The organism is Micromonospora arida, from assembly GCF_003857035.1.
Lineage (GTDB): Bacteria > Actinomycetota > Actinomycetes > Mycobacteriales > Micromonosporaceae > Micromonospora > Micromonospora arida.
In genome coordinates this window covers 1-24,940 of sequence record NZ_QGSY01000181.1, presented here as the reverse complement: position 1 = coordinate 24,940, position 24,940 = coordinate 1, and the positions used below count along the sequence as shown (strand labels likewise).

Here is a 24,940-nt window from a genome sequence, read left to right as displayed (position 1 = left end):
GGGGAGGGTGGGGTGCGGCACCCGGCTGAAGTCGGCGGCGCAGGCCCCGCCGCAGACCGCGACACCCGGTGCTCGACTCGGCTTTCCGGCACCCGTGCGGGTCTCCGCGCACCGGCGCACCCCGACGTCGCGGCAACCTCGGCGGTCGCGGCGGTGGCCTCAGTCTGAGCGGCGGCGGTGGGCGCGGCTGGTGTCGCTTGGGCGACCGGGGTCGATGTGACGAGGCAGGTCCGGCTCGTCGGGGCGCAGCGGGGCGAGGGTGTCGGTGAGCGCGTCCATGATCCGGTCGGTCGCGCGGCGGGCCGCGCCGGGGTGGGCCGCCCCCGTCTCGCCCAGGTCGACGGGGGTGCCGAAGTGCACCCGGATCACCGGTCGACGCCACAGCGAGCGGGCGATTCCGCGCAGCATTCCGCGGGGCGCCTGGTAGGGCAGCACCTCGTGCGCGCCCCACTGGGCGACCGGGACGACCGGGGCGCCGCAGGCCAGGGCGAGGCGGGCGGCGCCGGTCTTGCCGCGTTCGGGCCACAGGCCGGGGTCCAGGCCGATGCGACCCTCGGGGTAGATGAGGATCACCGAGCCGCGGGCGACGGCCGTGGCGGCGTCGTCGAGGGCCCGGTGCACGGCGCTGGTGCCCCGGTCGACCCGGATGTGTCCTGCGTGGCGCATGGCGGCGCCGAACATCGGGACGCGGAACAGGCCGGCGGTCGCCATGATCCGGGGGGCGATGCCACGGGTCTGGCAGGCGGCGGCCATGACCACCGGGTCGAACGGGCTGATGTGGTTGGCGGCCAGCACCAGTGGGCCGCGACGCAGGTGCGCCGGGACGTCGCCGGTGACCTGAAGGCGGGCGAGCAGGCCGACCAGGCCCCGGGCGAACAGAAGGGCTGCGCGCCAGATCAGCGGCGGCTGCCAGGTGGAGGTGTTCATCAGCGCGCCATCGTCGCACGCGGCGGCGGGGCCGCGAGGGCGGGTCGGGTGATCAGGGTCATTGGTCCCGGGTGTGTTCGGGCCGCACGGCCCTGCCCAATCGTCTACGACGAGCAGTAGTATTTACTACGTCTCGTAGTACGGATCGTTGGGGGTTTTCAGGTGGACGCGTTGGACGTTGCCCGCTGGCAGTTCGGTGTCACCACCGTCTACCACTTCCTTTTTGTGCCGCTGACCATCGGCCTCTCCGTGCTGGTGGCCATCCTGCAGACGATGTGGCACCGCACCGGCAACGAGCGCTACCTCAAGCTCACCAAGTTCTACGGCAAGCTGTTCCTGATCAACTTTGCCATGGGCGTGGTCACCGGGATCGTGCAGGAGTTCCAGTTCGGCATGAACTGGAGCGACTACTCCCGCTTCGTCGGCGACGTCTTCGGCGCACCCCTGGCCATCGAGGCGCTCGTCGCGTTCTTCCTCGAATCCACCTTCATCGGCCTGTGGATCTTCGGCTGGGACCGGCTGCCCAAGCGGGCACACCTGGCCAGCATCTGGGCCGCCGCGATCGGCACCAACCTCAGCGCGTACTTCATTCTCGCGGCGAACTCGTTCATGCAGAACCCGGTCGGCTACCGGCTCAACCCCGACACCGGCCGCGCGGAACTGACCGACTTCCTGGCCGTGATGACCAACAAGGTCGCCCTGATCACCTTCCCGCACACGCTGGCCGGCTCCTTCCTGGTCGCCGGCTCGCTGGTCGTGGCGGTCGGCCTGTACCACGTGATCCGCAACCGTGACTCCGCCGACACCGGCGCCTACCGTTTCGCCACGAAGTTCGGCTCCTGGGTGGTCCTGGTCTCCACCGCCGCGGTCGTGTTCACCGGCGACATCCAAGGCAAGATCATGACCGAGGTGCAGCCGATGAAGATGGCCGCCGCCGAGGGCCTCTACACCACCGAGAGCCCCGCCTCGTTCTCCGTGCTCACCATCGGCAGCCTCGACGGCAGCCGTGAGGTCTTCGCCATCAAGATCCCGTACCTGCTGTCGTACCTGGGCACCGGCGACCCGAACGGCACTGTGCACGGCATCAACGACCTACAGGCCCAGTACGCCAGCCAGTACGGCGCGGGCAGCTACACGCCGATCATTCCGGTCACCTACTGGAGCTTCCGCTTTATGATCGCCTTCGGGATGGCCGCCGCCGCGATCGCCCTGCTGGTGCTGTGGAGCCAGCGCAAGGGCCGCACCCCGACCAGCAAGTGGCTGCTGCGCGCCGGGCTGGCCATGCCGGTGCTGCCGCTGCTGGCCAACTCCTTCGGTTGGATCTTCACCGAGATGGGCCGCCAGCCGTGGATCGTCTTCGGCGAGATGCTCACCCGCAACGGCGTGTCCCGCAGTGTCTCCCTGGCTGAGGTGCTCACCTCGTTCACCGCCTTCACGCTGATCTACGCCACCCTCGCGGTGATCGAGGTCAAGTTGCTGCTGCGCTACGCGAAGGCCGGTGTGCCCGACGTCAGCGAAGAGCACCCCATCGACGACACCCATGACGACGCCGAGCGCCCGCTCGCCTTCGCCTACTGATCCCGGAGCCCATCGTGGACCTGACCACCATCTGGTTTCTCCTCGTCGCCGTGCTGTTCACCGGCTACTTCATCCTGGAGGGCTTCGACTTCGGCGTCGGCATGCTGCTGCCCGTGCTCGGCCGCGACGACCGCGAACGCCGCGTCCTGATCAACACCATCGGCCCGGTGTGGGACGGCAACGAGGTCTGGTTGATCACCGCCGGTGGCGCCATGTTCGCCGCGTTCCCCGAGTGGTACGCCACCCTCTTCTCCGGCTTCTACCTGCCGCTGCTGCTGATCCTGCTGGCCCTGATCGCCCGGGGGGTCGCCTTCGAGTACCGGCACAAGCGCCCCGAGGCGTCCTGGAAGCGCCGCTGGGACGCGGCGATCGTGGTCGGTTCGCTGTTGCCGGCGATCCTGTGGGGCGTCGCCTTCGCCAACATCCTGCGCGGCGTGCCACTGGACGCCGACCACGAGTACGTCGGCGGCCTGCTCAACCTGCTCAACCCGTACGCCCTGCTGGGCGGCGCGACCACCCTCGCGCTGTTCCTCACCCACGGCGCGGTGTTCCTCGCCCTGAAGACCACCGGCGACATCCGCGAGCGGGCGGGCGCGCTCGCCGTGCGCCTGGGTGTGGGCGCCGCCGTGCTCGCGGTCGGGTTCCTGACCTGGACGTTGAGCATCCGCTCCAGCGCGGCCGCCGTCGTGCTCGCCGTCGGCGCCGCCCTGGCCCTGCTCGGTGGCGTCGCCGCCGCCAAGGTACGCCGGGAGGGCTGGGCGTTCACCGGCACCGCCGTGGCGATCGGCCTGGCCGTGGCGACCCTGTTCGCGGCGCTGTTCCCGAACGTGCTGCCCTCCACCCTGGACGCGGCTGGCACGCTGACCACCACCAACGCCGCCTCCACCCCGTACACCCTGAAGATCATGACCTGGGTGGCGGTGATCTTCACTCCGATCGTGCTGGCCTACCAGGGCTGGACGTACTGGGTGTTCCGCAAGCGCATCGGCGTGGCCAACATCCCGCAGCACTGACCGACAGGGTGCGCGGGCGGCCGGCTGGGAGGATCGTCGCCATGTGGAACCGGGATCTCGACGTACTGGTACCGATGTGGCAGGGCGCGGACGACATCCGGGTGCGCGACGGGGCGGCCGCGCTGGGCGCCCTGGCCGCGCCGGGGACGCAGCGGGTCACCGTGCCGGTCCCGGCCGGCGGTTCGGAGCGGGAGAAGGGTGTCCGCCACCGGGCCGCGGTCGTCGACGGCTACCGCGCCCACCGGGACGTGCTCGCGCGGCACCGCCCGCGGCGGCTGCTGACGTTGGGCGGGGACTGCGCTGTCGAGGTCGCGTCGGTGGCCCACCTCGCGGGCCGGTACGCGCAACGGCTGTTCGTGCTCTGGATCGACGCGCACGGCGACCTCAACACACCCGCGAGTTCGCCGAGCGGGACGGCGCACGGCATGCCCCTGCGCCTGCTGCTCGACGCGGACGCGGACGGTGCGCTGCCGGCGCCTCGTTGCCTCATGCGCGGCCAGGTCGCGCTGGTCGGGGTCCGAGATCTCGACCCCGCCGAGGTCGAGTACGTGCGCCGGCATGACCTGCCGGTGCTGGACTGCGCAACGCTGGGCGCGCAGCCGACCCGGCTGGCCGAGCTGCCCCCACCCGGCGCTGCGGTGTACGTGCACCTCGACCTTGACGTGCTGGACCCGTCCGCGTTGCCTGCCGTGGCGGTGCCCACCCCGGGCGGCCTGACCTCCGCCGCGCTGGCACGGTCGCTGACCGCCCTGCGCGCCGACCACCAGGTGGTCGGAGTCGGGATCACCGAGTACGTTCCGCAGCTCGCGCACGACCAGCAGGTGCTCAATGAGGTGCTCGGCGCGCTCGGGCTGACCACTGCTCCGCCCACCTGAGGCAGGAATTGGGCCGCACCCTGGACAACCGAACCCGGTGCCCCGTCCAGGCGGAGCGCGACGGCCGGTACGCCGGCGGTAAATCGGCTGTCGCTGCGGACCCGCCTCGCTACGGTGTGCCGATGCCCGCCACTGTGCACGTACGCGAACTCACCGCCGACGACCTCGACGCCGCCTGGGAGCTGGGCCGGTTCGCGTTCGGCTCCGACCCGCAGCGCCCCGCGCCCCCGTCCACGCCGGTGCCCGGCCTGACCCGTTACGGCGCGTTCGACGACGCCGGTCGGCTCGTCGGCAAGGCCGTCGACCTGCACCACGACCAGTGGTGGTCCGGGCGGGCGGTGGCGGCCGCCGACGTGGCCGGGGTGGCGGTCGCCCCCGAAGCCCGTGGTCGTGGCGTGGCTCGGGCCCTGCTCACCGCGCTGCTGCGCGGCGCCCGCGACCGTCAGGCGGCGATCAGCGCGCTCTATCCGACCGTCGCCGCCCCGTACCGGGCCTGCGGGTGGGAGGCCGCCGGGGTGCTGCGCACCGTCGACCTGGCCACCGCAGCGTTGCCCCGGCACCGGCCCGCGTCGCACCTCACCGTCCGGGCCGGTACGCCCGCCGATCTGCCGGCGGTCGACGCCCTGTACGAGCTGGTCACCCGGCACCGCAACGGCATGCTGACCCGCCGGGGTGAGCTGTTCGACGCCGCCGACCGTGGCCTGCCCGGCGACGGGGTCACCCTCGTCGAGGCCGACGGCGAGCTGGTCGGTTACGCCACCTGGCAGCGGGGCCGGGGCTACGGGGCAGATTCCGTGCTCACCGTCGACGAGGCGCTGGCCGTCACCGCCGAGGCCGCCCGGGAACTCGTCGGGGTGCTCGGCAGTTGGGCCAGCGTCGCGCCGACGCTGCGGCTGTGCCCGCTCGACGGCGACGCCGTCAGCACCGTCCTGCCGCTGGAGTCGGCCCGCGACCACGAGCGGGACCTGTGGATGCACCGACCGGTCGACGTCGCCCGCGCGGTGAGCGCGCGGGGGTGGCCCGCCCACGCCCGGGGTGTTGTCGACTTCGGCCTCACCGACCCGCTCGCCGACTGGAACACCGGCACCTGGCGGTTGACCGTCGCCGACGGCGCCGCCGAGCTGGCCCGGGTCGGCGGCGAGGCCGACCTGCGGCTGGACGTCCGCGGTTTCGCCCTGCTCTACGCCGGGGCGGCGCCGGCCCGGTCGGTCGCGCAAGCCGGGCTGCTGCACCACAGCCCTGGTGTCGACCCGGCCGCACTCGACCTCCTGGGCGCCGGTGGCCCGGCGCAGTTGCTCGACTACTTCTGACCGGCGGCCGACGGTTTCCGCCTCCGAAGTGGGAACTCAGCGGCGGCAGCGGACAGATACAGGTGTGACACTGGCGGGCGGCGTGCCACCGGCGTGCTCAGTCGCCGTCGATCTGGCCCGCGCCGTTGAGGTAGGTAAGCACGGCGAGGACACGGCGGTGGCCGCTGTCGGTGACGGCGAGCCCGAGCTTGTTGAAGATGTTGCCGATGTGCTTGTGCACGGCGTTGTCGGTGATGACAAGCCGGTCAGCGATGGTGTTGTTGTCGTGTCCCTGGGCCATCAGTGCGAGTACCTCGCGTTCACGGGGAGTGAGGACGGCGATTGGGTCGCTGCGGTTGGCGAGGAGTTGGGCGATGACTTCAGTGTCCATGGCGGTGCCCCCGGCGGCCACTCGGCGCAGCGCGTCGACGAACTCGTCCACCCGGCTGACGCGATCTTTGAGGAGGTAGCCGACGCCGCCGCCGGTGGTGGCGAGTAGTTCGGCGGCGTACTGCTGCTCGACGTACTGCGACAACACCAGGACCGGTAGGCCAGGGTGCTCTCGACGGGCCTGAAGAGCGGCTCGGATGCCCTCGTCGCGAAATGACGGCGGTAGCCGGACGTCGACGATGGTGACGTCGGGCCGGTGGTCCCGCACGGCGGTGAGGAAGCCCGCCGCGTCGCCCGCGATGGCGGCGATGTGGAACCCCACGCTGTTGAGCAGCAGTTCCAGTCCGGTGGCCAGCAGCACATTGTCTTCGGCGATCACGACCCGCATGGCAGCTCCATGATGATTGTCGTAGGCCCGCCGGCCGGGCTATCGACGTCGACGGTGCCGTCGAACGCGAGCACACGGCGACGGATCCCGGCCAGGCCGGTGCCCAGCCGATCGTCGGCGCCGCCAGCGCCGTTGTCGGTGATCACCACCGACAGCCGGTCTGCCTTCCGGCTTACCCGTACGCCGGCCGTAGTCGCTTGGCTGTGCTTGGCGACGTTGGTGAGTGCCTCGGCGACGGCGAAGTAGACGGCGGCCTCCACGGCCGCCGGTACTGTGTCGAGGTTGTCGATGTCCAGCCGGGTTGGCACGCCACAGCGAGCCGTCACTGCGGTCAGTGCACCGGTGAGGCCGCGGTCGGCGAGGATCGGCGGATAGACGCTTCGGATCACGTCGCGGAGTTCGGTCATCGCTTCCTCGGTGCCTTCGTGTGCGTCCCGCAGAAGTTCTTCCAGGAACTGCTCGTTTCGTGGGTTGTCGGACAGTGCTCGCCGGGCCACGGCCAGCCGCATCGCGATGGCCACCAGCCGCGCCTGGGTGCCGTCGTGCAGGTCGCGCTCGATCCGGCGCAGCTCTGCGCCGTGTGCGTCGAGCACGTCTGCCCGGGTGCGGGTCAACACGGCGACCCGGTCGGCGAGCTGTTCGGCCGCCGAGTGCGACAGCACTACGAGGCAGATCCGGGCATGTGCGCGAGCGATCGGCGCGAAGGCCAGGTACGCCAGCGCGGTGAGCAGGAGGATCTGCAGTGCACCGAGGGTGAAGGCTGTCGCCCAATTGGTGACCGGGACATCGATGAACAACCGTGGCCGATTCTCCGGTGCGAACGCCCACCACAGTGGTGTGGCGACTGCGGCGGTCAGGAGGTTACCCACGCACAGCAGTGCGAGCAGGCCGAGCGCCACTCCGGTGATGGCGTTCACCGGCAGCCAGAGCAGGTCGCGGGGCGTTGCCGGATCGGCCCATGCTCGGCGCCCCATCACGTGCAGAACAGGGCGCGGTGCCAACGGCGTCTCGAGCAGTCGGCCGGCGCGGTCACGGTGCCAATTCGCCCATCGCCGGGCGAGCCTCGGATGGCACAGCAGCGGCAGTGCGAGCAGCGTGGCGATCCCGGTGACCAGTGATCCGAGGAGGTAGGTCCCGCCACGCCACGCCTGCACCCACGGCCGACCCGACGTCACAGGATGCCCTTTCTGCGTACCCTCCTTTGGGGAAGCCTCCCTGCGCGTTCCCGACACGGCGTCAAGTCTGCCCGGTGGCCGCTGCCCGTGGCACTACAGCCACCTGTACCTCACATCCGGTGGTACGGGGTATCGGCATCCGACGGTCGCGGAATTTAGCGTCGGACGCATGAAGTTCAACAGCAGAAACCCATCGAGACGACGCGGGACGCTGGTGGCCACCGCGCCCCAGTCGCTGCGGCCGGGTGCACTGCCGACATTCACGACACCACCGTGCGCGGTGCAATTGGATTCGGTGTCGAAAGTATACGGGTCGGACAGGAGCGAGGTACGCGCTCTCGACGGGGTGACGGCCGGATTCCCGCGCGGTACGTTCACCGCCGTAATGGGTCCGTCCGGGTCCGGCAAGAGCACGTTTCTGAACTGCGCGGCCGGTCTGGACCGCCCGACATCGGGCCGGGTCGTGCTGGGTGACACGGATTTGTCCGGCCGGTCGGAGACCGAGTTGACCGAGCTGCGCCGCGACCGGATCGGGTTCGTCTTTCAGGCGTACAACCTGCTCGGTGCGCTGACCGTGGCGGACAATGTCACGTTGCCCCTCCGGTTGGCTGAGAAACCGGTCGATGCCGAGCAACTGGCGAGCGTCCTCGCTGCAGTCGGGCTCGCTGAGCATCACGACCGGCGCCCGAGTCAGCTCTCCGGTGGCCAGCAACAGCGGGTGGCGATCGCGAGAGCTCTCATCAACCGGCCCGATCTGGTGTGCGCCGACGAACCGACGGGCGCGCTGGACAGCCGTAACGGCCGCCAAGTCCTGGCACTGCTCAGGAAGATCGTCGACGACCTGGGGCAGACCGTGCTGATGGTGACGCACGATCCGGTCGCGGCCGCGCAGGCCGACACCGTGGTGTTTCTCGCCGACGGCCGGTTGGCCGGCGAGATGACCCGACCGTCCGTCGAGCAGATCGCCGAGCGGATGACTCACCTGGGGGAGCAGTGAGCCGCCGCGTGCTGTCGAAGCGCCTGCTGGCGCTGGCCTGGAAGACGGTCAAGGGGCGGAAGGGCGGGTTCGCCGCGGCATTCGTCGCGGTGCTGTTCGGCTCGGCGTTGATCACGGCCTGCGGGATCCTGCTGGAGAGCAGCGAGCGCTCGGGCGTGCCGACCGAGCGCTACCAGGCCGCCGACCTGGTGGTGGGCGCCTCGCAGGCACTGCCGGTGGCCGACGACGTAGATCCCAGGTTCGGCGAGCGGGCCACCCTGCCGGCCGCCCGGGTTGGCGACATCGCGCGAGTGCCTGGCGTCCGATCGGCGATCCCCGACGTCAACGTCCCGGTCAGCCTCGTGACGGCGGACGCCGAGGTGCTCGCCGGGCCGGACGGCACCCCCGCGCTCGGGCATGGTTGGCAGTCGGCCGCGCTCGGCCCGTTCACCACGAGCACCGGCCGGGCCCCGGCCGGGCCGGACGATGTGGTGCTGGACTCCGCGCTGGCCGAGCGGGCCGACATTACCGTCGGCGCGTGGGTGCGACTCGCGGTCGGCTCGAACACGTCGATGTACCGGGTGACAGGCATCGCGGGTCTGCCTGGAGGCCGACTCGCCCGGCAGTCCGCACTGTTCTTCACCGATGATCAGGCCCGAAAGCTGACCGGCCAACCGGACCGGGTGGACGCGATTGGCGTGCTGGCCGCACCCGGAGTCAGTGCCGACGAGTTGGCAAGCGCCATCAAGTCGGCAGTCCCCGATGCGGTCGTCTACACCGGCAGCGACCGAAGCGAGGCCGAGTTCCTCGACATCGGCACCACGCGTTCGTTCATCAGCGAGCTGTCCCTGGCGTTCGGCGGCAGCATGATTTTGGTGATCATGATCGTTGTGGCGAGCACACTCGCCCTGTCCGTTCGGCAACGGCTGCGGGAACTGGCCCTGCTGAGGGCGATCGGCGCGACCCCGAAGCAGGTGCTCGGCATGATCGCCGCAGAGACGATGGTGGTGGCCACGCTCGGAGCAGTGCTGGGCGTGATTCCCGGCATCGGCCTCAGCTTCCTCCTCCGCGAAACCTTCATCATGGTCGGCGCGGTACCAGACGACTTTGTACTGTCGATCAGCCCGCTGCCGGTACTCCCGGCGATGGTGCTGTGCCTGGTCGGCGCCCGTTTGGGCGGCTGGATAGCCGCACGGCGCGCGGCCAGGCTCAGGCCGGTGGACGCGCTCGGCGAGGCCGCGGTGGAGCCGCGCAAACTCGGGTGGCTCCGGTTGACCGTCGGCTTGCTGCTGGTCCCCACCGGTCTCGCCATGGCGGTCGTGCTGCCATGGGTGCTACCCGGTGAAGGGGCCGCTGAAAGTGCGGCCTTCTCTGCGTTCCTGCTCCTCTTCGCCGTCGCGCTGCTGGGGCCGCGGTTGCTCGGCGGTGCCGTCACCGTGCTGGGCCCCTGGTTAAGCCGCGGGTCGGGCGTCAGCGGGTTCCTTGCGACAGCGAACGCGCACGCCAACTCGCGGCGGCTTGCCGCGGCGACCACCCCTTTGATCATGGGCATAATCCTGGCCGCCGGGCAGCTTTTCAGCGGGACGACCGCGAGCTCGGCCGCGCAGGATCAGGCCGCAGACGGACTGCGCGCGGACTACGTCGTCACATCCACGTCCGCCGGCGTGTCGCCCGAGGTCGCGGACATGCTCCGGGACGTGCCTGGCGTCTCGGCGGTGACCCCGGTCGTGCGTACACGTACGCTGGCAACCTTCGGCTCGAGCCACAGCCCCCAATTCAGGACCTACTCGTCGCAGGGGGTCACCGGTGACCCGCTCGCCGAGACCATGGATCTCGCCGTTCTCGAGGGCGATGTCGCGGATGTGCGGGGCGACACGGTGGCGTTGAGCCGGATCGCGGCGGGCACCCTCGGCGTCGCTCTCGGCGACAGCATCGACCTTCGCCTCGGTGACGGCACACCGATCAAACCCACGGTGGTGGCGCTCTACGAGAGAGGACTCGGCCTCGGTGACGTCACGCTGCCGCACGACCTCGTCCTAGAGCACACCACCGACCGCCTGGACCTCGCGGTGCTGGTCACGGCGGCCACGGGAACCGACGCTGCGGCACTCGGCGACGCATTGCGCTCCGCCGTCCACCACCTCCCAACCGTCCGGGTCAACAACCGCGAGCCGTTCATCGCCGCGCAGAGCGCCGCGGTCGCCGGCGAGTCGGCGGTCGGCCTCATCCTCAACGCGGTCCTACTCGGCTACCTCGCGATCGCCGTGGTGAACACCCTGGTGATGGCTACCGCCTCGCGCTTCCGCGAATTCGCCCTACTCCAACTGGTCGGCGCCACCCGCCGCCAGGTGTTCGCGATGATGCGCAGCGAGACGCGGATCGTCGTCGTCGCAGCCGTGCTCATCGGTACCCTGGGCGCGATCCCGTCATTGATCGGCACCAGCATCGGACTGACCAGGACGCTGATTCCGTCTATCCCACCGCTCGTCTACCTGGGAATCGTCGCGGTCACCGCGCTGCTCGGCTCGGCCGCCATCATGACCTCCACTCGAATCGCCATGCGGTCGCAGCCGGTCAACGCGATTGGCGTTCGCGAGTGACGCCGACGGCACTACAGCCAGCTTTACCAATTGTCGGGTGGTACGAGGTATCGATCAGCCCGGGTGACCACGCCTGGTGGCGGCGGCCGGTCAGGCCGGGTCGCCGCCAGTTCGGCGTTCGCTCGGTCAGGCGGGGATCGCCGTCAGTTCGTTCGCGCGTTCGGTGACGAGGGTGAGCACCCGAGCTGCCGTGCTGGCCTCGTCGGCGGGGATGTCCCCGTACAGCCAGGCGCTCAGGTCGGCGACGGCGGCGACGACGCCGCGCTGGGTGGCGCGACCGGTGTCGGTGAGCGCCACCAGCGGCTCGTCGCCTCCGGTGGCGGGGGACGGGCCATCGACCTGTGCGAGCCCGGCGTCGACGAGTTGGGCGATCACCTGATGCACGGCCGACTCGTCGATCTTGAGCGTGCTGGTGACCCGGTGCGTGAGGTGTGCGCGTTCGACCGGGCCCTGGGCGAGGACGTGCAGCGCGACCACCTGGTTGAACGTGACGCCGAGGGGACCGATGGCCCGTTCGAGCAGGGCGCGGGTGGCGTAGTGGGCCTGGCCGATGACCTGGCCGTTGAGGGTGGGGACGGTGGACATGACGCCTCCTTCAGTACGTTGGTGGAACCAACGTTGGTCGTGCCAACGTAACACCTAATCGTGGGTCGCGCCAACGATTACTGGTAGGCTGGGCCGCATGGACAACGCGGCCCCGCAGTCACCCGCCGGGCTCAGCACCACCCCGAGCTGGCTGCTCAACCAGAGCGCCAGTCACGCCGCCCGCCTGCTCAGCGAGGGCTTCGCCGCGCACGACCTGCGCGGCTACCACTACCGACTTCTCGCCACCCTTGCCGAGGACGGGCCCGCGAGCCAGGCCGACCTCGGCCGGCGCTGCGCCATCGACCGCAGCGACGTGGTGGCCGCCATCAACGACCTGGCCGGCCGAGGGCTCGTGGTGCGCGCCCCCGACCCGGCCGATCGCCGCCGCAACGTCATCAGCGCCACCGACGCCGGCGCCGACGAGGCCCGCCGGATGGGCGCGACGCTCGAGCGCGTCCAAGCCGACCTGCTCGCCCCGCTGTCCGCCACCGAGCGCGAGCAGCTGACGCGACTGCTCACCCGACTGCTGCGCCACCACAGCCGGCACTGACCCGCCTCAGCGGGCCTCGCGCAGCTCCGCCAGCCGGGCCTCGATCTCGGCCAGCTCGGCGCGCAGCTTCTCGGCCTGCTGCTCCGCCTCGGCCCGCTCAGTGCCGAGGATCTGCTCCACCGCCTCCTGCACCCCCGGCACGTCGACCAGGGCCACCATCTTCAACGCCTCCGCCGGCTTCACCACGTACGGCTTCGCCAGGGCCTTGCTGCCCTGCTGCGCGGCGACGGTCCACTCACCGTCGGCGTACGCCAGAGTCACGGTGAGGCCCGCGGGGCCCTTCGGCTTGACGGCCTTGACCGCCCGCCGCGCCGGCGGCTTCTCCGTCTGCTCCACCTTCGGCTCCTCCTGTCGCTGCGCGGGCACCCGCGGCGTGTCCAACACGAACTCCGGCGCGGCCACCGCTGGCGGCTCGGGCTCGGGCTTCGGCTCCACCACCCGACGAGTGACGCCCTTGGGCGCCACGGCGAGGTCTGCGGGGGAGAACGGCAACTCGTCGCGACCGAAGCGCACCACCACGAACTCGTCGGACACCTCCGGGTCGGTCAGCTCGATCACCTGACCGACCTGACCGGCGATCTGCCCCGCCGACGCGGTGAACACCACCCGCGGTTTACGCCCGGCCGCCAACGACTCCCGGATGCTCTGCACCTCGCTAGTGGACAAACCCTGGCCGGCATCCATCACAACCCTCTTCCGTACACCTGTTTGATTGCTGTCTTGATACCAGCCGACTGCGACACCCGACGCACGGGGCTCACGCCCGCTCAGCCGCCCAGCGCCCGCAGCGCCCGGTCCGCGTGCTCGTTCATGCTGACCTCGCTGTGGATCACCTCGATGACCCGCTGGTCGGTGCCGATGACGAACGTCATGCGCTTCATGCTCAACGGCCCCAACGGCACCCGCCGCTTGACCCCGAACTGCTGCGCCACCAAGCCGTCGGCGTCCGACAGCAGCGGGTAGTCGAAGCCGTGCAGCTTCGAGAACTCGGCCTGCTTCGCCACCGGGTCGCGGCTGATGCCTACCCGCGTCGCGCCCAGCGCGGTGAACTCCGCCGCGAGGTCGCGGAAGTGGCAGCTCTCCGCCGTGCACCCCCGGGTCATCGCCGCCGGGTAGAAGAACAGCACCACCGGCCCGGCCGTCAGGAACTCCGACAGCCGCCGCGGCGTGCCCATCTCATCCGGCAGCTCGAAATCCTGCACCACGTCGCCGACACCCACACCCGCCACCGCGCACCTCCATCGTCTGATCGATCGCGCGGTGAGCGTAAGCGATCACGCCCAGAGCGCCGCCACCTCGTCGGCCACCACGTCGGCCTGGGCCCGCCCGGCGCGCGCCGCGCCCGCGCGCCGGGCCGGGTCCAGCACGTTGCGGCCGATCGCGGTGCGCGCCGCCGCGTCCGGGGTCAGCACCACCACCCGCGAACCGGCCGCCCGCAACGCGTCCACCTGCGCCGACAGCCGTGGCATCGGCCCGAACGCCGCCGACGTCGGCGCGAGCACCAACACCCTGCGCGCGTCCGCCGCCAGGTCCGCGTTCACCGACGAGCGCATCCCACCGTCGACGAAACGGCGCGCGCCGATCGTCACCGGCGGCCACACCCCGGGCACCGCGCAACTCGCGCCCACCGCGTCCACCAGGGACACCCCGCTGTCGCGGTCGAACACCACGAACTCACCGGACGACGCGTCCACCGCCGTGATCAGCAGCCGTCGCAGCGGCCACTCCCGGTCCGGCAGACGGGCCTCGATCACCGCCCGCCGCGACGCCTCCGACGGGGTACGCGCCGCCACCGCCATCGCCCCGATCCGTACCCGCGAGCGCACCGCGTCGCGGGTCCTGCCACCGGCCCAGATCAGCCGCGCCAGCGTCGCGAAGCCCAACCGCGCCGCCAGCTCACTCGAGGGCGGCGCCAACTGCTCGCTGTAGAAACGCTCGACGGGCAACCCGGAGCACACCTGGGCGCCGACCACCGAACCCGCCGACGTGCCCACCACCAGATCCGCCTCGGTGACCGGCACGCCCCGCTCGACCAACCCGGCCAGCAGCCCCAACTCCCAGGCCACCCCGGTCACCCCGCCACCGCCGAGCACCAACGCCCGCTGCATGTGACTCTCCTCTCGACGACCGACCCGCGCCGGTCACGGTAGCGTCGGCGTAGCCCTTGCGCAGACCCTGGGAGGCACCGTGGCACCCGTCACCGTCATCACCGGCGGCGGCCGGGGCATCGGCGCGGCCACCGCCCGTCGGCTCGCCGCCGCCGGTCACCACGTCGCCCTGTGCTACCGCCGCGACGAGGCCGCCGCCACCGCCGTCCTGGCCGACCTGCGGGCCGTCGGCGCACAGGCCATCGCGGTACGCGCCGACACCACCGACCCCGAGCAGGTACGCGCCCTGTTCGACGCGGCCGCTCAGCTCGGCCCGCTCACCGGCCTGGTCAACAACGCCGGCGTCACCAGCCTGATCGGGCCGTTCACCGAGCTGCGCGTCGAGGACCTGCGCCGGGTCGTCGACGTCAACCTCGTCGGCTACGTCCTCTGCGCCCAGCAGGCCGCCCGCCGGCTCACCGGCGGCGGGGCGATCGTCAACGTCTCGTCGGCGGCGGCGACCCTCGGCAGCCCAGGGGAGTACGTGCACTACGCCGCTGTGAAGGCGGCCACCGACACCCTCACCGTCGGCCTGGCCAAGGAACTCGCCCCGAAGGGCATCCGGGTCAACGCCGTGGCCCCCGGCATCGTGCGCACCGACATCCACGCCGACTCCGGGGTGCCCGACCGCGCCGACTCCGCCGTCGGTCGCATTCCGCTGGGCCGCGCCGGCGAACCCGACGAGATCGCCGCCGCCATCGCCTGGCTGCTCGGCCCGGACGCCTCGTACGCCACCGGGACCGTGCTGCGCGTCTCCGGCGGTCTCTGACCGTGCTGCGGGGTGCCGTCGCACGGCACCCCGCACGCACCTCAGTGGGTGAACAGCTTCGCCGCGGTGACGACGGTCTGCGCGATTCCGTAGCCGAGCAGCGCCGCCACCACCAACCAGGAGATCCACAACCGGGCCTGCTGCCCGGGTCGGCTGTCCTCACTCATCGCGTACCACTCCTCTGCGCCGTCGTGTCCTCGTCCCGATCCGTGTTCTCATCCGCGCCCTGTTCCCGGTTCTGCTCCGTCGCCGGTTCGTGGTAGCGCTGCGGCACCGGCCGCACCAGCAGGTTCGCCACGAAGCCCACGGCCAGCACAGCCACCATTGTGAACAGCGCCGGCCGGTACGCAGCGGCCGTCAGTGAGCCCGGCTCGCCCTGCGCGTCGAGGAACCCGTTGACGATCAGCGGACCGGCGATCCCCGCCGCCGACCAGGCGGTCAGCAGCCGACCGTGGATCGCGCCGACCTGGAAGGTGCCGAACAGGTCCCGCAGGTACGCCGGCACGGTCGCGAAGCCACCGCCGTAGAACGACAGGATCACGCAGGCCAACAGCACGAACAATGCCGTCGAGGTCTGCCCGACGAGCGCCAGCAGCGCGTAGAGCACCATGCCGACACCCAGGTACACCAGGTAGATCGGTTTGCGGCCGATGACGTCCGAGGTGGACGACCACACGAACCGCCCGGCCATGTTGAACAGCGACAGCAGACCCACGAACCCGCCGGCCGCAGCGACGGTCACCGCCGAGGTGCCGTTGTCCCGGAAGAAGTCCTGGATCATCGGGCTGGCCTGCTCCAGGATGCCGATGCCGGCGGTCACGTTGCAGAACAGCACCACCCACAGCAGCCAGAACGAGCGGGTCTTCACCGCGTTCGCCGCCGACACGTTCGCCGTGGTGACCAGCGGCTTCGCCGCCACGCTGGCCGGGTCGAAGCCGGCCGGCCGCCAGCCCTGCGCCGGCACCCGCACGTTCGCCACACCGAACATCATGATCACGAAGTAGCCCAGGCCGAGCGTCACGAACAGCCACACCAGGGCGCTGCCCGACGCCGTCGACCCCGCGTTGGACGGGTCGTAACCGGCGTCGAAGAACGACAGCAACTGCCGGGACAGGGGAGAGGCCACCATCGCCCCACCACCGAACCCCATGATCGCCAACCCGGTGGCCAGACCCGGCCGGTCCGGAAACCACTTGATCAACGTGGAGACGGGGGAGATGTACCCGATGCCCAGACCAATGCCGCCGAGCAACCCGTAGCCCAGATACAGCAACCACAACTGCTTCGTGGCGATGCCCAGCGAACCCACCAGGAAGCCCGCCGCCCAGAAACAGGCCGAGACGAACATGGCCTTACGCGGCCCGTTCGCCTCCACCCAGGTCCCGGCGACCGCGGCGGACAACCCGAGCATCACGATCGCGATGCTGAAGATCACCCCGATCGCCGTCTGGCTGGTGTCGAAGTGGGCGATCAGCGAGTTCTTGTAGACGCTGGTCGCGTAGACCTGACCGATGCAGAGGTGGATGGCCAACGCCGCCGGGGGAATGAGCCACCTGCTGTAACCGGGCGGCGCGACGGTGTGCCGACGATCGAGTGCGGAAAGCATGCGCTGCTTCCTCTCCGACGAGGACGAGAAACGTCGCACCCAACGTGCCCACACCACACGCACACCGCAAACCTCACCGTCGCCGGACGGTCATCCCGGTGAGCTGAGCGGTCAGTCAGCGACCGCACGAAGTTGATGACTAACGCAGATCCGGCAGGTGCCAGCCGCCAGCCAACGCGTCGGCGTCCGCCGGACCCCAACTGCCCTTCTCGTACGACTGCACCGCCGTCGGCAGATCGAGGATCGGCTCGACGATGCGCCACTCCTGTTCAATCGTCTCGGCACGCGCGAAGCGCAGGTGCTGCCCGTCCATCGCGTCGTCGAGCAGCCGCTCGTACGCCTCCTGCCGACGACCGAGAGCCGCGCCGAAGTCGACGGACAGATCCACCGGACGGCTCGCCACCTCAGCACCCGGGCTCTTCGCCTGGATCGACATCGTGATGCCGTCACCGCGCCCGAGGCGGAAACGCAGCAGGTTCGCGGCCCTCGCCGTGCCCCGCTCGGCGGGGATCAGCGAGCGCTGCGGCTGCTTGAACTCGACCACGACCTCCGTCGCCGTCCCCGGCAGGGACTTACCGGTACGCAGGTAGAACGGCACACCCGCCCAGCGGGGGGAGTCGACAGTCAACCGGGCCGCCACGAACGTCTCCGTGTTCGAGCCCGCAGCCACGCCGGGCTCGTCGCGGTAGCCGGCGTACTGCCCCCGGACGGTGGACTCCGGCGACAGCGGCGCGACCTGCCGCAGCACCGCGGCCTCCGCCTCCCGGAACGCCGCGGTGTCCTCGCTGGCCGGCGCCTCCATCGCGATGAGCGCCACGACCTGAAGGATGTGGTTCTGCAGCACGTCCCGGGTCGCGCCCACCGTGTCGTAGAAGCCGGCCCGACCCTGCGTGCCGAAACCCTCGGCGAGGGTCACCTGAATGTTGTCGATGTGCTCGTTGTTCCACAGCGGCTCGAACAGCCGGTTGGCGAACCGGAAGGCATAGAGACCCTCGACGGCTTCCTTGCCGAGGTAGTGGTCGATGCGGAACACCCGCTCCGGCGCGAAGGCCGCGCCCAGCGTGCGATCCAACTCGCGGGAGGACTCCAGGTCACGCCCGAACGGCTTCTCCACGATCACCCGACCCCGGTCGGCCAGACCCACGGCCGCCAGGCCCTCGACGACGGAGCCGAACACCGCCGGAGGGATCGCCAGGTAGAAGACCGGCCGCTCGGCGTCGCGCAGCCGCTGCGCCAGCCGCTGGTACGTCGTCGGGTCCGCGTAGTTGCCGGAGATCATCGAAAGGTTGTCCGCCAGCCGGTCGAAAGTCTCGTCGTCGACCTCGTCATTGGCCTCAGCGACCGACTTGCGGGCCATCGTGACGAGCTGTTGATCATCCCAGGGGGAGCGGGCCACCCCGATCACCGGGACGTCCAGGCGATCGCGCCGGGTCAACTCGTACAGCGCCGGGAACAGCTTCTTCGAAACAAGGTCTCCCGTGACGCCGAACAGCACGACCGCGTCTGAGCGCATGCGCATGGCACTTCCATTCGATCATGAAATTCTGATCTTACGAACGGACAACCGCGCGGCCCAGCGCGAGAATTCCCTGCGAGGGGCGCACGTGAGGTCGGCGACAGCGACGGCGCTTACCCTGAGAAGGTTCGCAGCTCAGGTGTGATGCGGGCAACGTCCCACCGTGATCTACGAAGTTCGATCACGATAATGCCTGCGAAGACCTGTCGGTAGGGGAGGAGAGACTGCCGACATGAGTCCACCCTTCGGGACCGTGGTCATCACGGGCGCCGCCGGCCGCATCGGCAGCGCACTCCGCCACGCCCTCCGCGACGAGACCCGCCACCTCGTCCTCATCGATCGCGACCCACTGACCGCGCAGTCGCCGGTGGAGCGGGTCATCCGCCTTGACCTCACCGACCTCGACGCCCTGACCTCCGCGTTCGAGGGCGCCGACGTGGTGATCCACCTCGCCGGGCTGCCGGACGAGGCCCCACTTGCCGACCTGCTGGACGCCAACGTGCTCGGCACGTTCCACGTCCTCGAGGCCGCCCGCCGGCAACAGGTCGACAGGGTCGTCCTTGCCAGCAGCAACCGGGTCACCGGCTTCCACCCCGTCGGAAAGATCGTCAACCCCGAAGATCCGGTCCGACCGGACGGGTTCTACGGAGTGAGCAAGGTGGCAATCGAGGCTCTCGCCCGCCTGTACGCGGACAAGTTCGCCCTGTCCGTGGTCTGCCTGCGCATCGGCAGCTTCGAGGACAGACCAGACGACGCCCGATATCTCGCCACCTGGCTCAGCCCGCGCGACTGCCTCGGGTTCATCCGAGCGGCCATCACCGCACCCGACGTCTCCTTCGCCACCGCCTACGCCGTGTCGGCCAACACCCGCCGGTTCTGGGACCTCGACGCTGGCATCCAGCTCGGCTACACGCCGGTCGACAACGCCGAAGACCACGCCGCCCACGTCGTCGGCGCCGACGACCCCATCGACTCCCGCGCACCCCAGGGAGGCAGGTACGCCAGCGCCGAGACCACCCTCACCCACATCCGCGGCGGGCAACTGAACCCCTGACGAGGAGTACAGAATGGACCGCACCGCCCAACAGAGGAGAGCCCGACAATGAAGCTGGCAGTCGATCAGTCACCGGGCACAGCACCAGAGGTGGTGTGCCTGCCCATGTTCACCATGACCCGCACCGCCACGGCTGCCGCGTTCAGCCCAGCCCTCGCAGGCGCGGGCCTACGAGAGACATACCTGGACCTACCCGGCCACGGCGACAGCCCCGCGGACTGCCCACCGACGTCCCTGGCGGTGCTGGACACCGTGTGCGAGTGGCTCGACCACCACATCGACGCGCCGGTCCTGCTCGCCGGCGGCTCCTACGGCGCGTACCTGGCCACCGGCATCGCCCGCCGACGACCCGAACTCGTCCGCGGTCTGCTCCTCGTCTGCCCGGGCGTCACCATCGCCCGCGACAGCCGGGACCTGCCCGACGAACCACCGCTCGAAGCGCCCACGGGCTGGCTCGACGCCGCTCCCGCCGCCCTGCACGCCCACCTCGACGCCGCCCTGGGCCATCGCACGTCAACGGTCGTCGCGACGGTGCTCGCGGCACTGAACTCCGGCGGTCCCGGTGACACGACGTTCCAGGAGAGGCTGCAAACCGGGCCCGACTACGCGTTGCCCGACGAAAACGCCGACGTCGTCTTCGACGGCCCGGTCACGGTGATCACCGGCCGACAGGACAGGATCGTCGGGTACGCCGACCAGTTCCGCGCCATGCGCCGCTATCCGCGCGGCACCTTCACGGTGATCGACGCGGCGGGGCACTACCTGCCGTACGAACAGCCCGCGTTACTGCGGTCACTCACCCAGGACTGGCTGCGCCGCACACCGGGCATCCCAGCGGCCTGACGCAGCGCCGGCAGGGGAGTGCATCGCCACTGGCCTATCCGTCAGTCCGGCCAGGACCAGGGCCACGCAGCGAGCGACGCCACGCTCCAGACACCGGCGGGTCGGCCGGAGCGCGGTGTGGTTCAGCGGCGTTTGATGCGTACCCCGTCCGGGCGCGCGGCATCGGCGATCTCAATGCTTCGCGGCAAATAGACGGTCATGTGTTTTCCGTGTAGCGGTGTCAGGTCGAGTCCCGGCGCTGAGCTCACGATCGAGAGGTTCTTGAGCTCCGCCAGTCCGACGAGCGGAGTGAGGTCGAACACGTGTTCGCTGTTGCCAATGCTCAGCCAGCGAAGCTGAGACAACCCGGCCAAGGGACTCAGGTCGGTGACGGGTGTCCGGTCAATCACCAGCTCGGTCAGAGTGTCGATCAAGGCCAGCGCGGCCAGGTCCGTCAACCATGTGCAGGCGGCTAACCACAGGTACGTGACTTTCAGTTGACGGAGTTTCACCGCCAGCTCATGGACCCCGCCGGCAGGCTCCTCGCTGTCATAGAGCGCCAGCTGCGTCAGGTTTCGCAGAGGATCGAGCATCGCCGGATGCCACAGCGGGGGTGGACTGAAATTCAGGTATCGCAGCGCGATGAGCTCAGCGAGGAGGCGTCCGCTAACCTCCACTCCGCCCAACGCGAGCCATCTCAGCTGCGTCATCTGGGTGAGGGCGGTGAGGTCCTGGTCGGGTGCAAGGCCCCACAGGGACAGGTCGGTAAGTCTTTGCAACTTTGGCAGCGAGGAGAGATCCAACAGTTGCTGATCGGCTTCCAACCAAATGCTGGACAGGTCGGAACTCTTGGCCAGATGATCAAGGTCGCCAACGACCCCATTCGCGGTCAGCTGAACTTCGGTCAGATGCGGCACGTCCGACAGTTGGGCCAGGTCCAACTTTTGGTCGCTGCGGATGACCGTCTTGGCGAGGTGACGCAGCCGGGGCAGCGCGGGGAGCAGGGTGGCATTGCGGATCGTCGCCTCGCCACCGTCAAGAGGGGCGTCAGCGAGGACCCGGTCGGCATAATCGGTGGGGTCGAAGTACTCCCACGCCGTGATGAGCTGCTGCTGGACGCGAGGTCGGGGGTCGGTGCCGTAGCGGGCGAGGGTAGCGAGCGCATCGGGACCGTTGACCAGAGCCACGGCCCTGACCGTGGCGGCGGCCTGGGCCTCGCTCAACGTGCTGAGATCGGCCGGCAGTTCGGCGAGCAGCGGTTCCCCAACGGCCGCAAGGGAACGGGCTTCGGCAACGGACCGGGGCAGCAGCTCGCGCAGGTGGGAACGGATCCGGGTAAGTACTTCCGGCTCGACCGCGGGCGCAGTTTCCAGGCATGCCGCAGCGAGCAGCCGCAACCTCCGGGCCTGCTTCGGTCGCTCGCCGGCGAGCGTGAGCAGGCCGGTGAGGAGTTGCATGCGGACAGGCGCATTGGCGTGGCCGGCGGCCAGAATGATGGTTTCGCGCCAGGTGTCGAGATGGGCGTGCTCGAGGAGGGCACCGGTGTGCCCTTGGTCAGCGGCTTCACGGGCAGCCAGGTATTCCTGAAAGGTGCGATGGACGAAGTCGATGCGGTCGGGCACCGGTTCACGAAGGACGCCGCTGCGTTGGATCATGTGCTCAAGCACGGCGACAACAGAGGCGGTGATGTGACGGATCCCGGCCAGTCGATGCTCGAAGCGCTGTGTGGCTTCGGCGCGGGTGAGTTCGGTGCGGCTGTTCTGGGTCATCCACCAAGCGACCTCCTGCAACAGTTGCGCCTGGTCGCGGCTGGTCAGTTCCGGTAGCGCGGTGGGCACGCCACGTTGGTAGTCGCGGCGGTGCAGCAGCATGTCGATGGCGGCCTGGTAGATGTCCATCCGATTGCGGGGCAGGTTGCTGTCACGGTCCAGGTTCAGCGCGCACAGCATCGCGCACAGCAGCGGGCTGCCCGCGAGGTTCTGCAGGTGGGCGCTGCCGTCGAGTTGGGCTAGTAGCCGTTGTTCGTAACCGGGTAACAGGTGGGGTTCGCAGGGCAGGTCGGCGGCGCGACGGACCGCTTCGTGCCAGTGCCGGATCAGCGCCTTGACGTCGGCCGGTCCCATTCGCTCCAGAAACACCGAGGCGAACCCTTCGGTGTCCAGCCAGCGGGCCGACGCCGCAGCCGGCCGGGAGGTGACCACGACCCGCAGGTCCGGATAGGCGGATAGCAGGCCGTGCAGCCAGTCACGGACCGTCCGCCGTTGACCTTCGGGCACCTCGTCGACGCCGTCGACCAACAGGATCGCCCCGGTGCCGAGTTGGCGGTGCACCCAGCCGGGAGGCATCAGCCCGGCGATCGTGGCGGCGATCAGGTCGAGGAACCGTTCCGGGGGAGGCAACGGCTGGGCGACGTGGTCACGCAGCCGGATCAGGAACGGAGTACGGCCGTTCCAGCTGTCGAGTTCTCCGGTGAACCCATGCCGCGCCGCGGTGACCGCGATCCACTGCATCAGAGTGGTCTTGCCGGAGCCGGCGTCACCACGCAGCAGGACCCGCGCCGCGTCGCCAAGGGCCTGCTCGGCCCGTACCGAAGCGCTGTCACCACCACCGTCGGAGCGCAACAGGCCGGGACCCCAGCGGAACCCACCGCGGCGCAGGCTACGGGTGGTGCCGCCGGTGACGGCCAGGCTGATGTACGCGATGCTCAGCGGGGTACGCAACCGGTAGCGGTGCACGTCGACGCCGAACAGTTCCAGGTGGTCCAGCACGGTGAGCAGATGGGACAGGTACCGGCCTCGGAACTGGGCGTCATGACTGGTCCCGGTAGGGGCGTCCAAGCTGGTCACCGGTAGGCGCGCCAGAACCTGGGTGAGGCCCTCGGCCACCGTGGACAGCCGTTCCAATGTCTGTACGGTGGCGCGACCTTGGAACGGGGGGAGTTGCACGACCAACTGGGTCAGACAGGTGCAGCACTCGTCGAGGACCCTGCCGTACAGGTGACCTGCCGCCTCGCTCAGGGCCGCCCTCGCGGGAATGTCGGGCAGTTGTCGGCGCAGTCGGGTGGCCATCAACGCGGGGTCTACATCGTCGGCGAACACTGCGGCGTCGGACAGGTCCGCGTCGCGTAGCGTATCGGCCACCGCGTTCAGAGCGGCGGCGATCTCATTGTCGGGCAGCGCCGGCTCCCGGCGGCGAACCAGCGGCTGCAGGCGTTCGTAGACGGTGTCGACGATGTCGTCCAATCGCCGGCCCGCCCGGCGCAGGCCGAGGTCATCGGTGATCCCAGAGCGGATCAGGTCGATGAGCGGCGTCTCACGTTCCCGTTGTTCCCGGCGGCGTCCCAGCCATCGTTTCACCGCCGGTGTCACCACCGAGCCGGCCAGGCGCAGCAACGCCGTCTCGACCATCCCCACGCCGCGTCTCCTCCTGGTCTGCTGTGAGGTCTGACTGGTGCGCGTGCCAACAGCTCACGGAACGCCGGCTCCAGGTGTCAAGACAGCGACCACTGACGAAGCTACGTCGTGCAGAGATTCGTGGCTGTCCACCATCCAGCCGTTCCTGCGGCGATTCGATAATGCACATTATGTAAAGTGGCGCGTTCCGGGGGTCCCCTCGCCGTCCATCCCACGGGGTCAGTCGCGCGTCAGGCCCGGCGGACACGCGTCCTCGTCCGGCCCGACGAGCCGTACGTTGACCAGCGGGTTGCGCCGCAGGGCCGCGAGCACCGCACCGCTGGCGCCAATGTCGGTCCAGGTGTCGTCCCACAGGGCGGAGACGAGCCAGGAGCGATCCGCCGGAAAGAACAGGTCGGGCAACGCCCCGTCGCCGCGCATGTGACCGGCCCGCCAGGTGAGAGCCTGTTCCGGCCCGGCCTGGACCAGCACGTAGGGCCAGTCCCAGTAGAGGGACACCCTCGGGGCATGAGGGAAGACGACGTCGTGGGCGCCGGTGTCGAGAAAGCCCAGCCACCAGGGCTGATCCGGCGTGCACGCCACCAGCTCGTCGATCACGGCGCGTTCGTGGGCGTCGAAACCGGCCCCGGCGGGCGGGTGAAAGGTGCCGTACGCCTCGAACACCGGCGGGATCGCCGTGGTGACCGACAGGCCCTGCGTGGTCCGCCCGGCGAGCCAGGCGACGTCGCCGGCCGTGCCGATCCGCCAGGTGCGCCCGTCCTTGCTGACGTCCATGGGCTCCATCGGTGTCGTTGCGTCCTGCGGGTCGTGGTCGACGGCGGCGGGCGACGCATGTGGAGCCCACCCGGCTCGGCCAGGGGCCCGCCACTGGTGCCCCTCGGAGCAGGCCAGATCTGTCGGACCGTCGAGGTCCCGGTACACGATGGGCGTGCCGGGCCGACCACAGGTGGGACAGATGGCGGCGAGCGGCGTCATGTCGCGCACGATACGTGCTTCTTCATCGGCTCCGGCCGTGCTCGCGACGGTCCGGGATGAGGCTGCTCTCCCCCTCGTGCACCCGCTTCCCGAATACGCGAAAATGCTGCATAATATCCCTTATGCATGACAAACAGGACGAATCGCTCGCGGTACTGATCGAGGAGTTCCTGACCGCGCGCGCCACCCGTAAGCCCTCCCCGCACACCCTGGCCGCGTACCGCAGGGATCTGCACACGGTGGCCTCCCTGGTGGCGGAAGATGCCACCCCTCCCCTACCCCTGGACGCGCT

At 70.0% G+C, this 24,940-nt stretch carries 22 protein-coding genes and 1 pseudogene; 11 read left to right on the top strand and 12 right to left on the bottom strand.

What is annotated here, in order from left to right:
* Window positions 1–159 precede the first annotated feature (159 nt).
* The gene (locus DLJ58_RS16500) at window positions 160–927 is read right to left on the bottom strand and encodes a lysophospholipid acyltransferase family protein (RefSeq protein ID WP_124857397.1); all 768 of its coding nucleotides are present in this window, start codon (window positions 925–927) and stop codon (window positions 160–162) included.
* Between the two features lie 162 nt (window positions 928–1,089).
* On the opposite strand from DLJ58_RS16500, the gene DLJ58_RS16495 reads away from it, so the two are divergent.
* From DLJ58_RS16495 to DLJ58_RS16480, 4 genes are all read left to right on the top strand, one after another.
* The gene (locus DLJ58_RS16495) at window positions 1,090–2,505 is read left to right on the top strand and encodes a cytochrome ubiquinol oxidase subunit I (protein ID WP_124857395.1); all 1,416 of its coding nucleotides are present in this window, start codon (window positions 1,090–1,092) and stop codon (window positions 2,503–2,505) included.
* Window positions 2,506–2,519: 14 nt separating this feature from the next.
* Window positions 2,520–3,518 (top strand): cytochrome d ubiquinol oxidase subunit II, encoded by a 999-nt coding sequence (gene cydB, locus DLJ58_RS16490; RefSeq protein ID WP_124857393.1) that lies wholly within the window; start codon window positions 2,520–2,522, stop codon window positions 3,516–3,518.
* A 41-nt stretch (window positions 3,519–3,559) separates the two neighbouring features.
* Entirely contained in the window at window positions 3,560–4,393 is an 834-nt protein-coding gene (locus DLJ58_RS16485) for an arginase family protein (protein WP_124857391.1), read from the top strand.
* A gap of 122 nt (window positions 4,394–4,515) precedes the next feature.
* Entirely contained in the window at window positions 4,516–5,703 is a 1,188-nt protein-coding gene (locus tag DLJ58_RS16480; RefSeq protein WP_208741158.1) for a GNAT family N-acetyltransferase, read from the top strand.
* Window positions 5,704–5,800: 97 nt separating this feature from the next.
* Here DLJ58_RS16480 and DLJ58_RS16475 read toward each other — a convergent pair whose 3' ends face one another.
* Entirely contained in the window at window positions 5,801–6,460 is a 660-nt protein-coding gene (locus DLJ58_RS16475) for a LuxR C-terminal-related transcriptional regulator (protein WP_124857389.1), read from the bottom strand.
* Complete coding sequence (locus DLJ58_RS16470) at window positions 6,448–7,635, bottom strand: sensor histidine kinase (RefSeq protein ID WP_124857387.1); 1,188 nt, start codon at window positions 7,633–7,635, stop codon at window positions 6,448–6,450. The genes DLJ58_RS16475 and DLJ58_RS16470 overlap by 13 nt, the downstream gene beginning before the upstream one ends.
* 169 nt (window positions 7,636–7,804) lie before the next feature.
* On the opposite strand from DLJ58_RS16470, the gene DLJ58_RS16465 reads away from it, so the two are divergent.
* Together DLJ58_RS16465 and DLJ58_RS16460 are read left to right on the top strand one after the other, a co-directional pair.
* Window positions 7,805–8,632 carry an ABC transporter ATP-binding protein gene (locus DLJ58_RS16465; protein WP_124857385.1) on the top strand — a complete coding sequence of 276 codons (828 nt, stop codon included), beginning with the start codon at window positions 7,805–7,807 and terminating at the stop codon, window positions 8,630–8,632.
* A gap of 341 nt (window positions 8,633–8,973) precedes the next feature.
* Window positions 8,974–11,211 carry an ABC transporter permease gene (locus tag DLJ58_RS16460; RefSeq protein ID WP_244218970.1) on the top strand — a complete coding sequence of 746 codons (2,238 nt, stop codon included), beginning with the start codon at window positions 8,974–8,976 and terminating at the stop codon, window positions 11,209–11,211.
* A gap of 126 nt (window positions 11,212–11,337) precedes the next feature.
* On the opposite strand, the gene DLJ58_RS16455 is transcribed toward DLJ58_RS16460, so the two are convergent.
* Complete coding sequence (locus tag DLJ58_RS16455; protein ID WP_124857381.1) at window positions 11,338–11,796, bottom strand: MarR family winged helix-turn-helix transcriptional regulator; 459 nt, start codon at window positions 11,794–11,796, stop codon at window positions 11,338–11,340.
* A gap of 97 nt (window positions 11,797–11,893) precedes the next feature.
* Between DLJ58_RS16455 and DLJ58_RS16450 the strand changes: the two genes are divergently transcribed.
* The gene (locus tag DLJ58_RS16450) at window positions 11,894–12,346 is read left to right on the top strand and encodes a MarR family winged helix-turn-helix transcriptional regulator (protein ID WP_124857379.1); all 453 of its coding nucleotides are present in this window, start codon (window positions 11,894–11,896) and stop codon (window positions 12,344–12,346) included.
* 6 nt (window positions 12,347–12,352) lie between these two features.
* On the opposite strand, the gene DLJ58_RS16445 is transcribed toward DLJ58_RS16450, so the two are convergent.
* From DLJ58_RS16445 to DLJ58_RS16435, 3 genes are all read right to left on the bottom strand, one after another.
* A complete protein-coding gene (locus DLJ58_RS16445; RefSeq protein ID WP_124857377.1) occupies window positions 12,353–13,030 on the bottom strand; it encodes a hypothetical protein in 678 nt (225 codons plus the stop codon).
* A gap of 83 nt (window positions 13,031–13,113) precedes the next feature.
* A complete protein-coding gene (locus DLJ58_RS16440; RefSeq protein ID WP_124857375.1) occupies window positions 13,114–13,575 on the bottom strand; it encodes a peroxiredoxin in 462 nt (153 codons plus the stop codon).
* 45 nt (window positions 13,576–13,620) lie between these two features.
* Window positions 13,621–14,454: a patatin-like phospholipase family protein gene (locus DLJ58_RS16435; RefSeq protein WP_124857373.1), complete on the bottom strand. Its 834-nt coding sequence runs from the start codon at window positions 14,452–14,454 to the stop codon at window positions 13,621–13,623.
* 79 nt (window positions 14,455–14,533) lie between these two features.
* Between DLJ58_RS16435 and DLJ58_RS16430 the strand changes: the two genes are divergently transcribed.
* Window positions 14,534–15,262 carry an SDR family NAD(P)-dependent oxidoreductase gene (locus DLJ58_RS16430; RefSeq protein WP_124857371.1) on the top strand — a complete coding sequence of 243 codons (729 nt, stop codon included), beginning with the start codon at window positions 14,534–14,536 and terminating at the stop codon, window positions 15,260–15,262.
* Window positions 15,263–15,303: 41 nt separating this feature from the next.
* Here the strand turns inward: DLJ58_RS16430 and DLJ58_RS34890 are convergent, their stop codons facing one another.
* The 3 genes from DLJ58_RS34890 to zwf all read right to left on the bottom strand — a co-directional run bounded on the left by DLJ58_RS34890 (window position 15,304) and on the right by zwf (window position 18,387).
* Complete coding sequence (locus DLJ58_RS34890) at window positions 15,304–15,429, bottom strand: MFS transporter small subunit (protein ID WP_279635880.1); 126 nt, start codon at window positions 15,427–15,429, stop codon at window positions 15,304–15,306.
* The gene (locus DLJ58_RS16425; protein WP_244218969.1) at window positions 15,426–16,868 is read right to left on the bottom strand and encodes an OFA family MFS transporter; all 1,443 of its coding nucleotides are present in this window, start codon (window positions 16,866–16,868) and stop codon (window positions 15,426–15,428) included. Before DLJ58_RS16425 ends, DLJ58_RS34890 begins: the two co-directional genes overlap by 4 nt.
* A gap of 139 nt (window positions 16,869–17,007) precedes the next feature.
* Window positions 17,008–18,387, bottom strand: coding sequence for a glucose-6-phosphate dehydrogenase (gene zwf / locus DLJ58_RS16420; RefSeq protein ID WP_124857369.1), 1,380 nt, complete (start codon window positions 18,385–18,387; stop codon window positions 17,008–17,010).
* 229 nt (window positions 18,388–18,616) lie between these two features.
* Here zwf and DLJ58_RS16415 point away from each other — a divergent pair, with 229 nt between their 5' ends.
* A complete protein-coding gene (locus DLJ58_RS16415; RefSeq protein ID WP_208741155.1) occupies window positions 18,617–19,438 on the top strand; it encodes an NAD-dependent epimerase/dehydratase family protein in 822 nt (273 codons plus the stop codon).
* Between the two features lie 48 nt (window positions 19,439–19,486).
* Complete coding sequence (locus DLJ58_RS16410) at window positions 19,487–20,281, top strand: alpha/beta fold hydrolase (RefSeq protein ID WP_244218968.1); 795 nt, start codon at window positions 19,487–19,489, stop codon at window positions 20,279–20,281.
* A gap of 122 nt (window positions 20,282–20,403) precedes the next feature.
* On the opposite strand, the gene DLJ58_RS16405 is transcribed toward DLJ58_RS16410, so the two are convergent.
* Together DLJ58_RS16405 and DLJ58_RS34260 are read right to left on the bottom strand one after the other, a co-directional pair.
* The gene (locus DLJ58_RS16405; RefSeq protein ID WP_244218971.1) at window positions 20,404–23,667 is read right to left on the bottom strand and encodes an NACHT domain-containing protein; all 3,264 of its coding nucleotides are present in this window, start codon (window positions 23,665–23,667) and stop codon (window positions 20,404–20,406) included.
* A gap of 225 nt (window positions 23,668–23,892) precedes the next feature.
* Window positions 23,893–24,648, bottom strand: a complete 756-nt coding sequence (locus DLJ58_RS34260) for a hypothetical protein (RefSeq protein WP_244218967.1) — start codon at window positions 24,646–24,648, stop codon at window positions 23,893–23,895.
* Window positions 24,649–24,770: 122 nt separating this feature from the next.
* Between DLJ58_RS34260 and DLJ58_RS34590 the strand changes: the two are divergent.
* Window positions 24,771–24,940 (top strand): annotated as a pseudogene (locus DLJ58_RS34590) (tyrosine-type recombinase/integrase); the annotation flags it as partial.

Coding starts and splice junctions, on each gene's coding strand:
- DLJ58_RS34890 (WP_279635880.1), bottom strand. CDS start 15,429: ATGAGTGAGGACAGCCGACCCGGGCAGCAGGCCCGGTTGTGGATCTCC.
- DLJ58_RS16485 (WP_124857391.1), top strand. CDS start 3,560: ATGTGGAACCGGGATCTCGACGTACTGGTACCGATGTGGCAGGGCGCG.
- DLJ58_RS16465 (WP_124857385.1), top strand. CDS start 7,805: ATGAAGTTCAACAGCAGAAACCCATCGAGACGACGCGGGACGCTGGTG.
- DLJ58_RS16500 (WP_124857397.1), bottom strand. CDS start 927: ATGAACACCTCCACCTGGCAGCCGCCGCTGATCTGGCGCGCAGCCCTT.
- DLJ58_RS16410 (WP_244218968.1), top strand. CDS start 19,487: ATGAAGCTGGCAGTCGATCAGTCACCGGGCACAGCACCAGAGGTGGTG.
- DLJ58_RS16415 (WP_208741155.1), top strand. CDS start 18,617: ATGAGTCCACCCTTCGGGACCGTGGTCATCACGGGCGCCGCCGGCCGC.
- DLJ58_RS16435 (WP_124857373.1), bottom strand. CDS start 14,454: ATGCAGCGGGCGTTGGTGCTCGGCGGTGGCGGGGTGACCGGGGTGGCC.
- DLJ58_RS16405 (WP_244218971.1), bottom strand. CDS start 23,667: ATGGTCGAGACGGCGTTGCTGCGCCTGGCCGGCTCGGTGGTGACACCG.
- DLJ58_RS16480 (WP_208741158.1), top strand. CDS start 4,516: ATGCCCGCCACTGTGCACGTACGCGAACTCACCGCCGACGACCTCGAC.
- DLJ58_RS34260 (WP_244218967.1), bottom strand. CDS start 24,648: ATGACGCCGCTCGCCGCCATCTGTCCCACCTGTGGTCGGCCCGGCACG.
- DLJ58_RS16445 (WP_124857377.1), bottom strand. CDS start 13,030: ATGGATGCCGGCCAGGGTTTGTCCACTAGCGAGGTGCAGAGCATCCGG.
- DLJ58_RS16475 (WP_124857389.1), bottom strand. CDS start 6,460: ATGCGGGTCGTGATCGCCGAAGACAATGTGCTGCTGGCCACCGGACTG.
- zwf (WP_124857369.1), bottom strand. CDS start 18,387: ATGCGCATGCGCTCAGACGCGGTCGTGCTGTTCGGCGTCACGGGAGAC.
- DLJ58_RS16450 (WP_124857379.1), top strand. CDS start 11,894: ATGGACAACGCGGCCCCGCAGTCACCCGCCGGGCTCAGCACCACCCCG.
- DLJ58_RS16425 (WP_244218969.1), bottom strand. CDS start 16,868: ATGCTTTCCGCACTCGATCGTCGGCACACCGTCGCGCCGCCCGGTTAC.
- DLJ58_RS16455 (WP_124857381.1), bottom strand. CDS start 11,796: ATGTCCACCGTCCCCACCCTCAACGGCCAGGTCATCGGCCAGGCCCAC.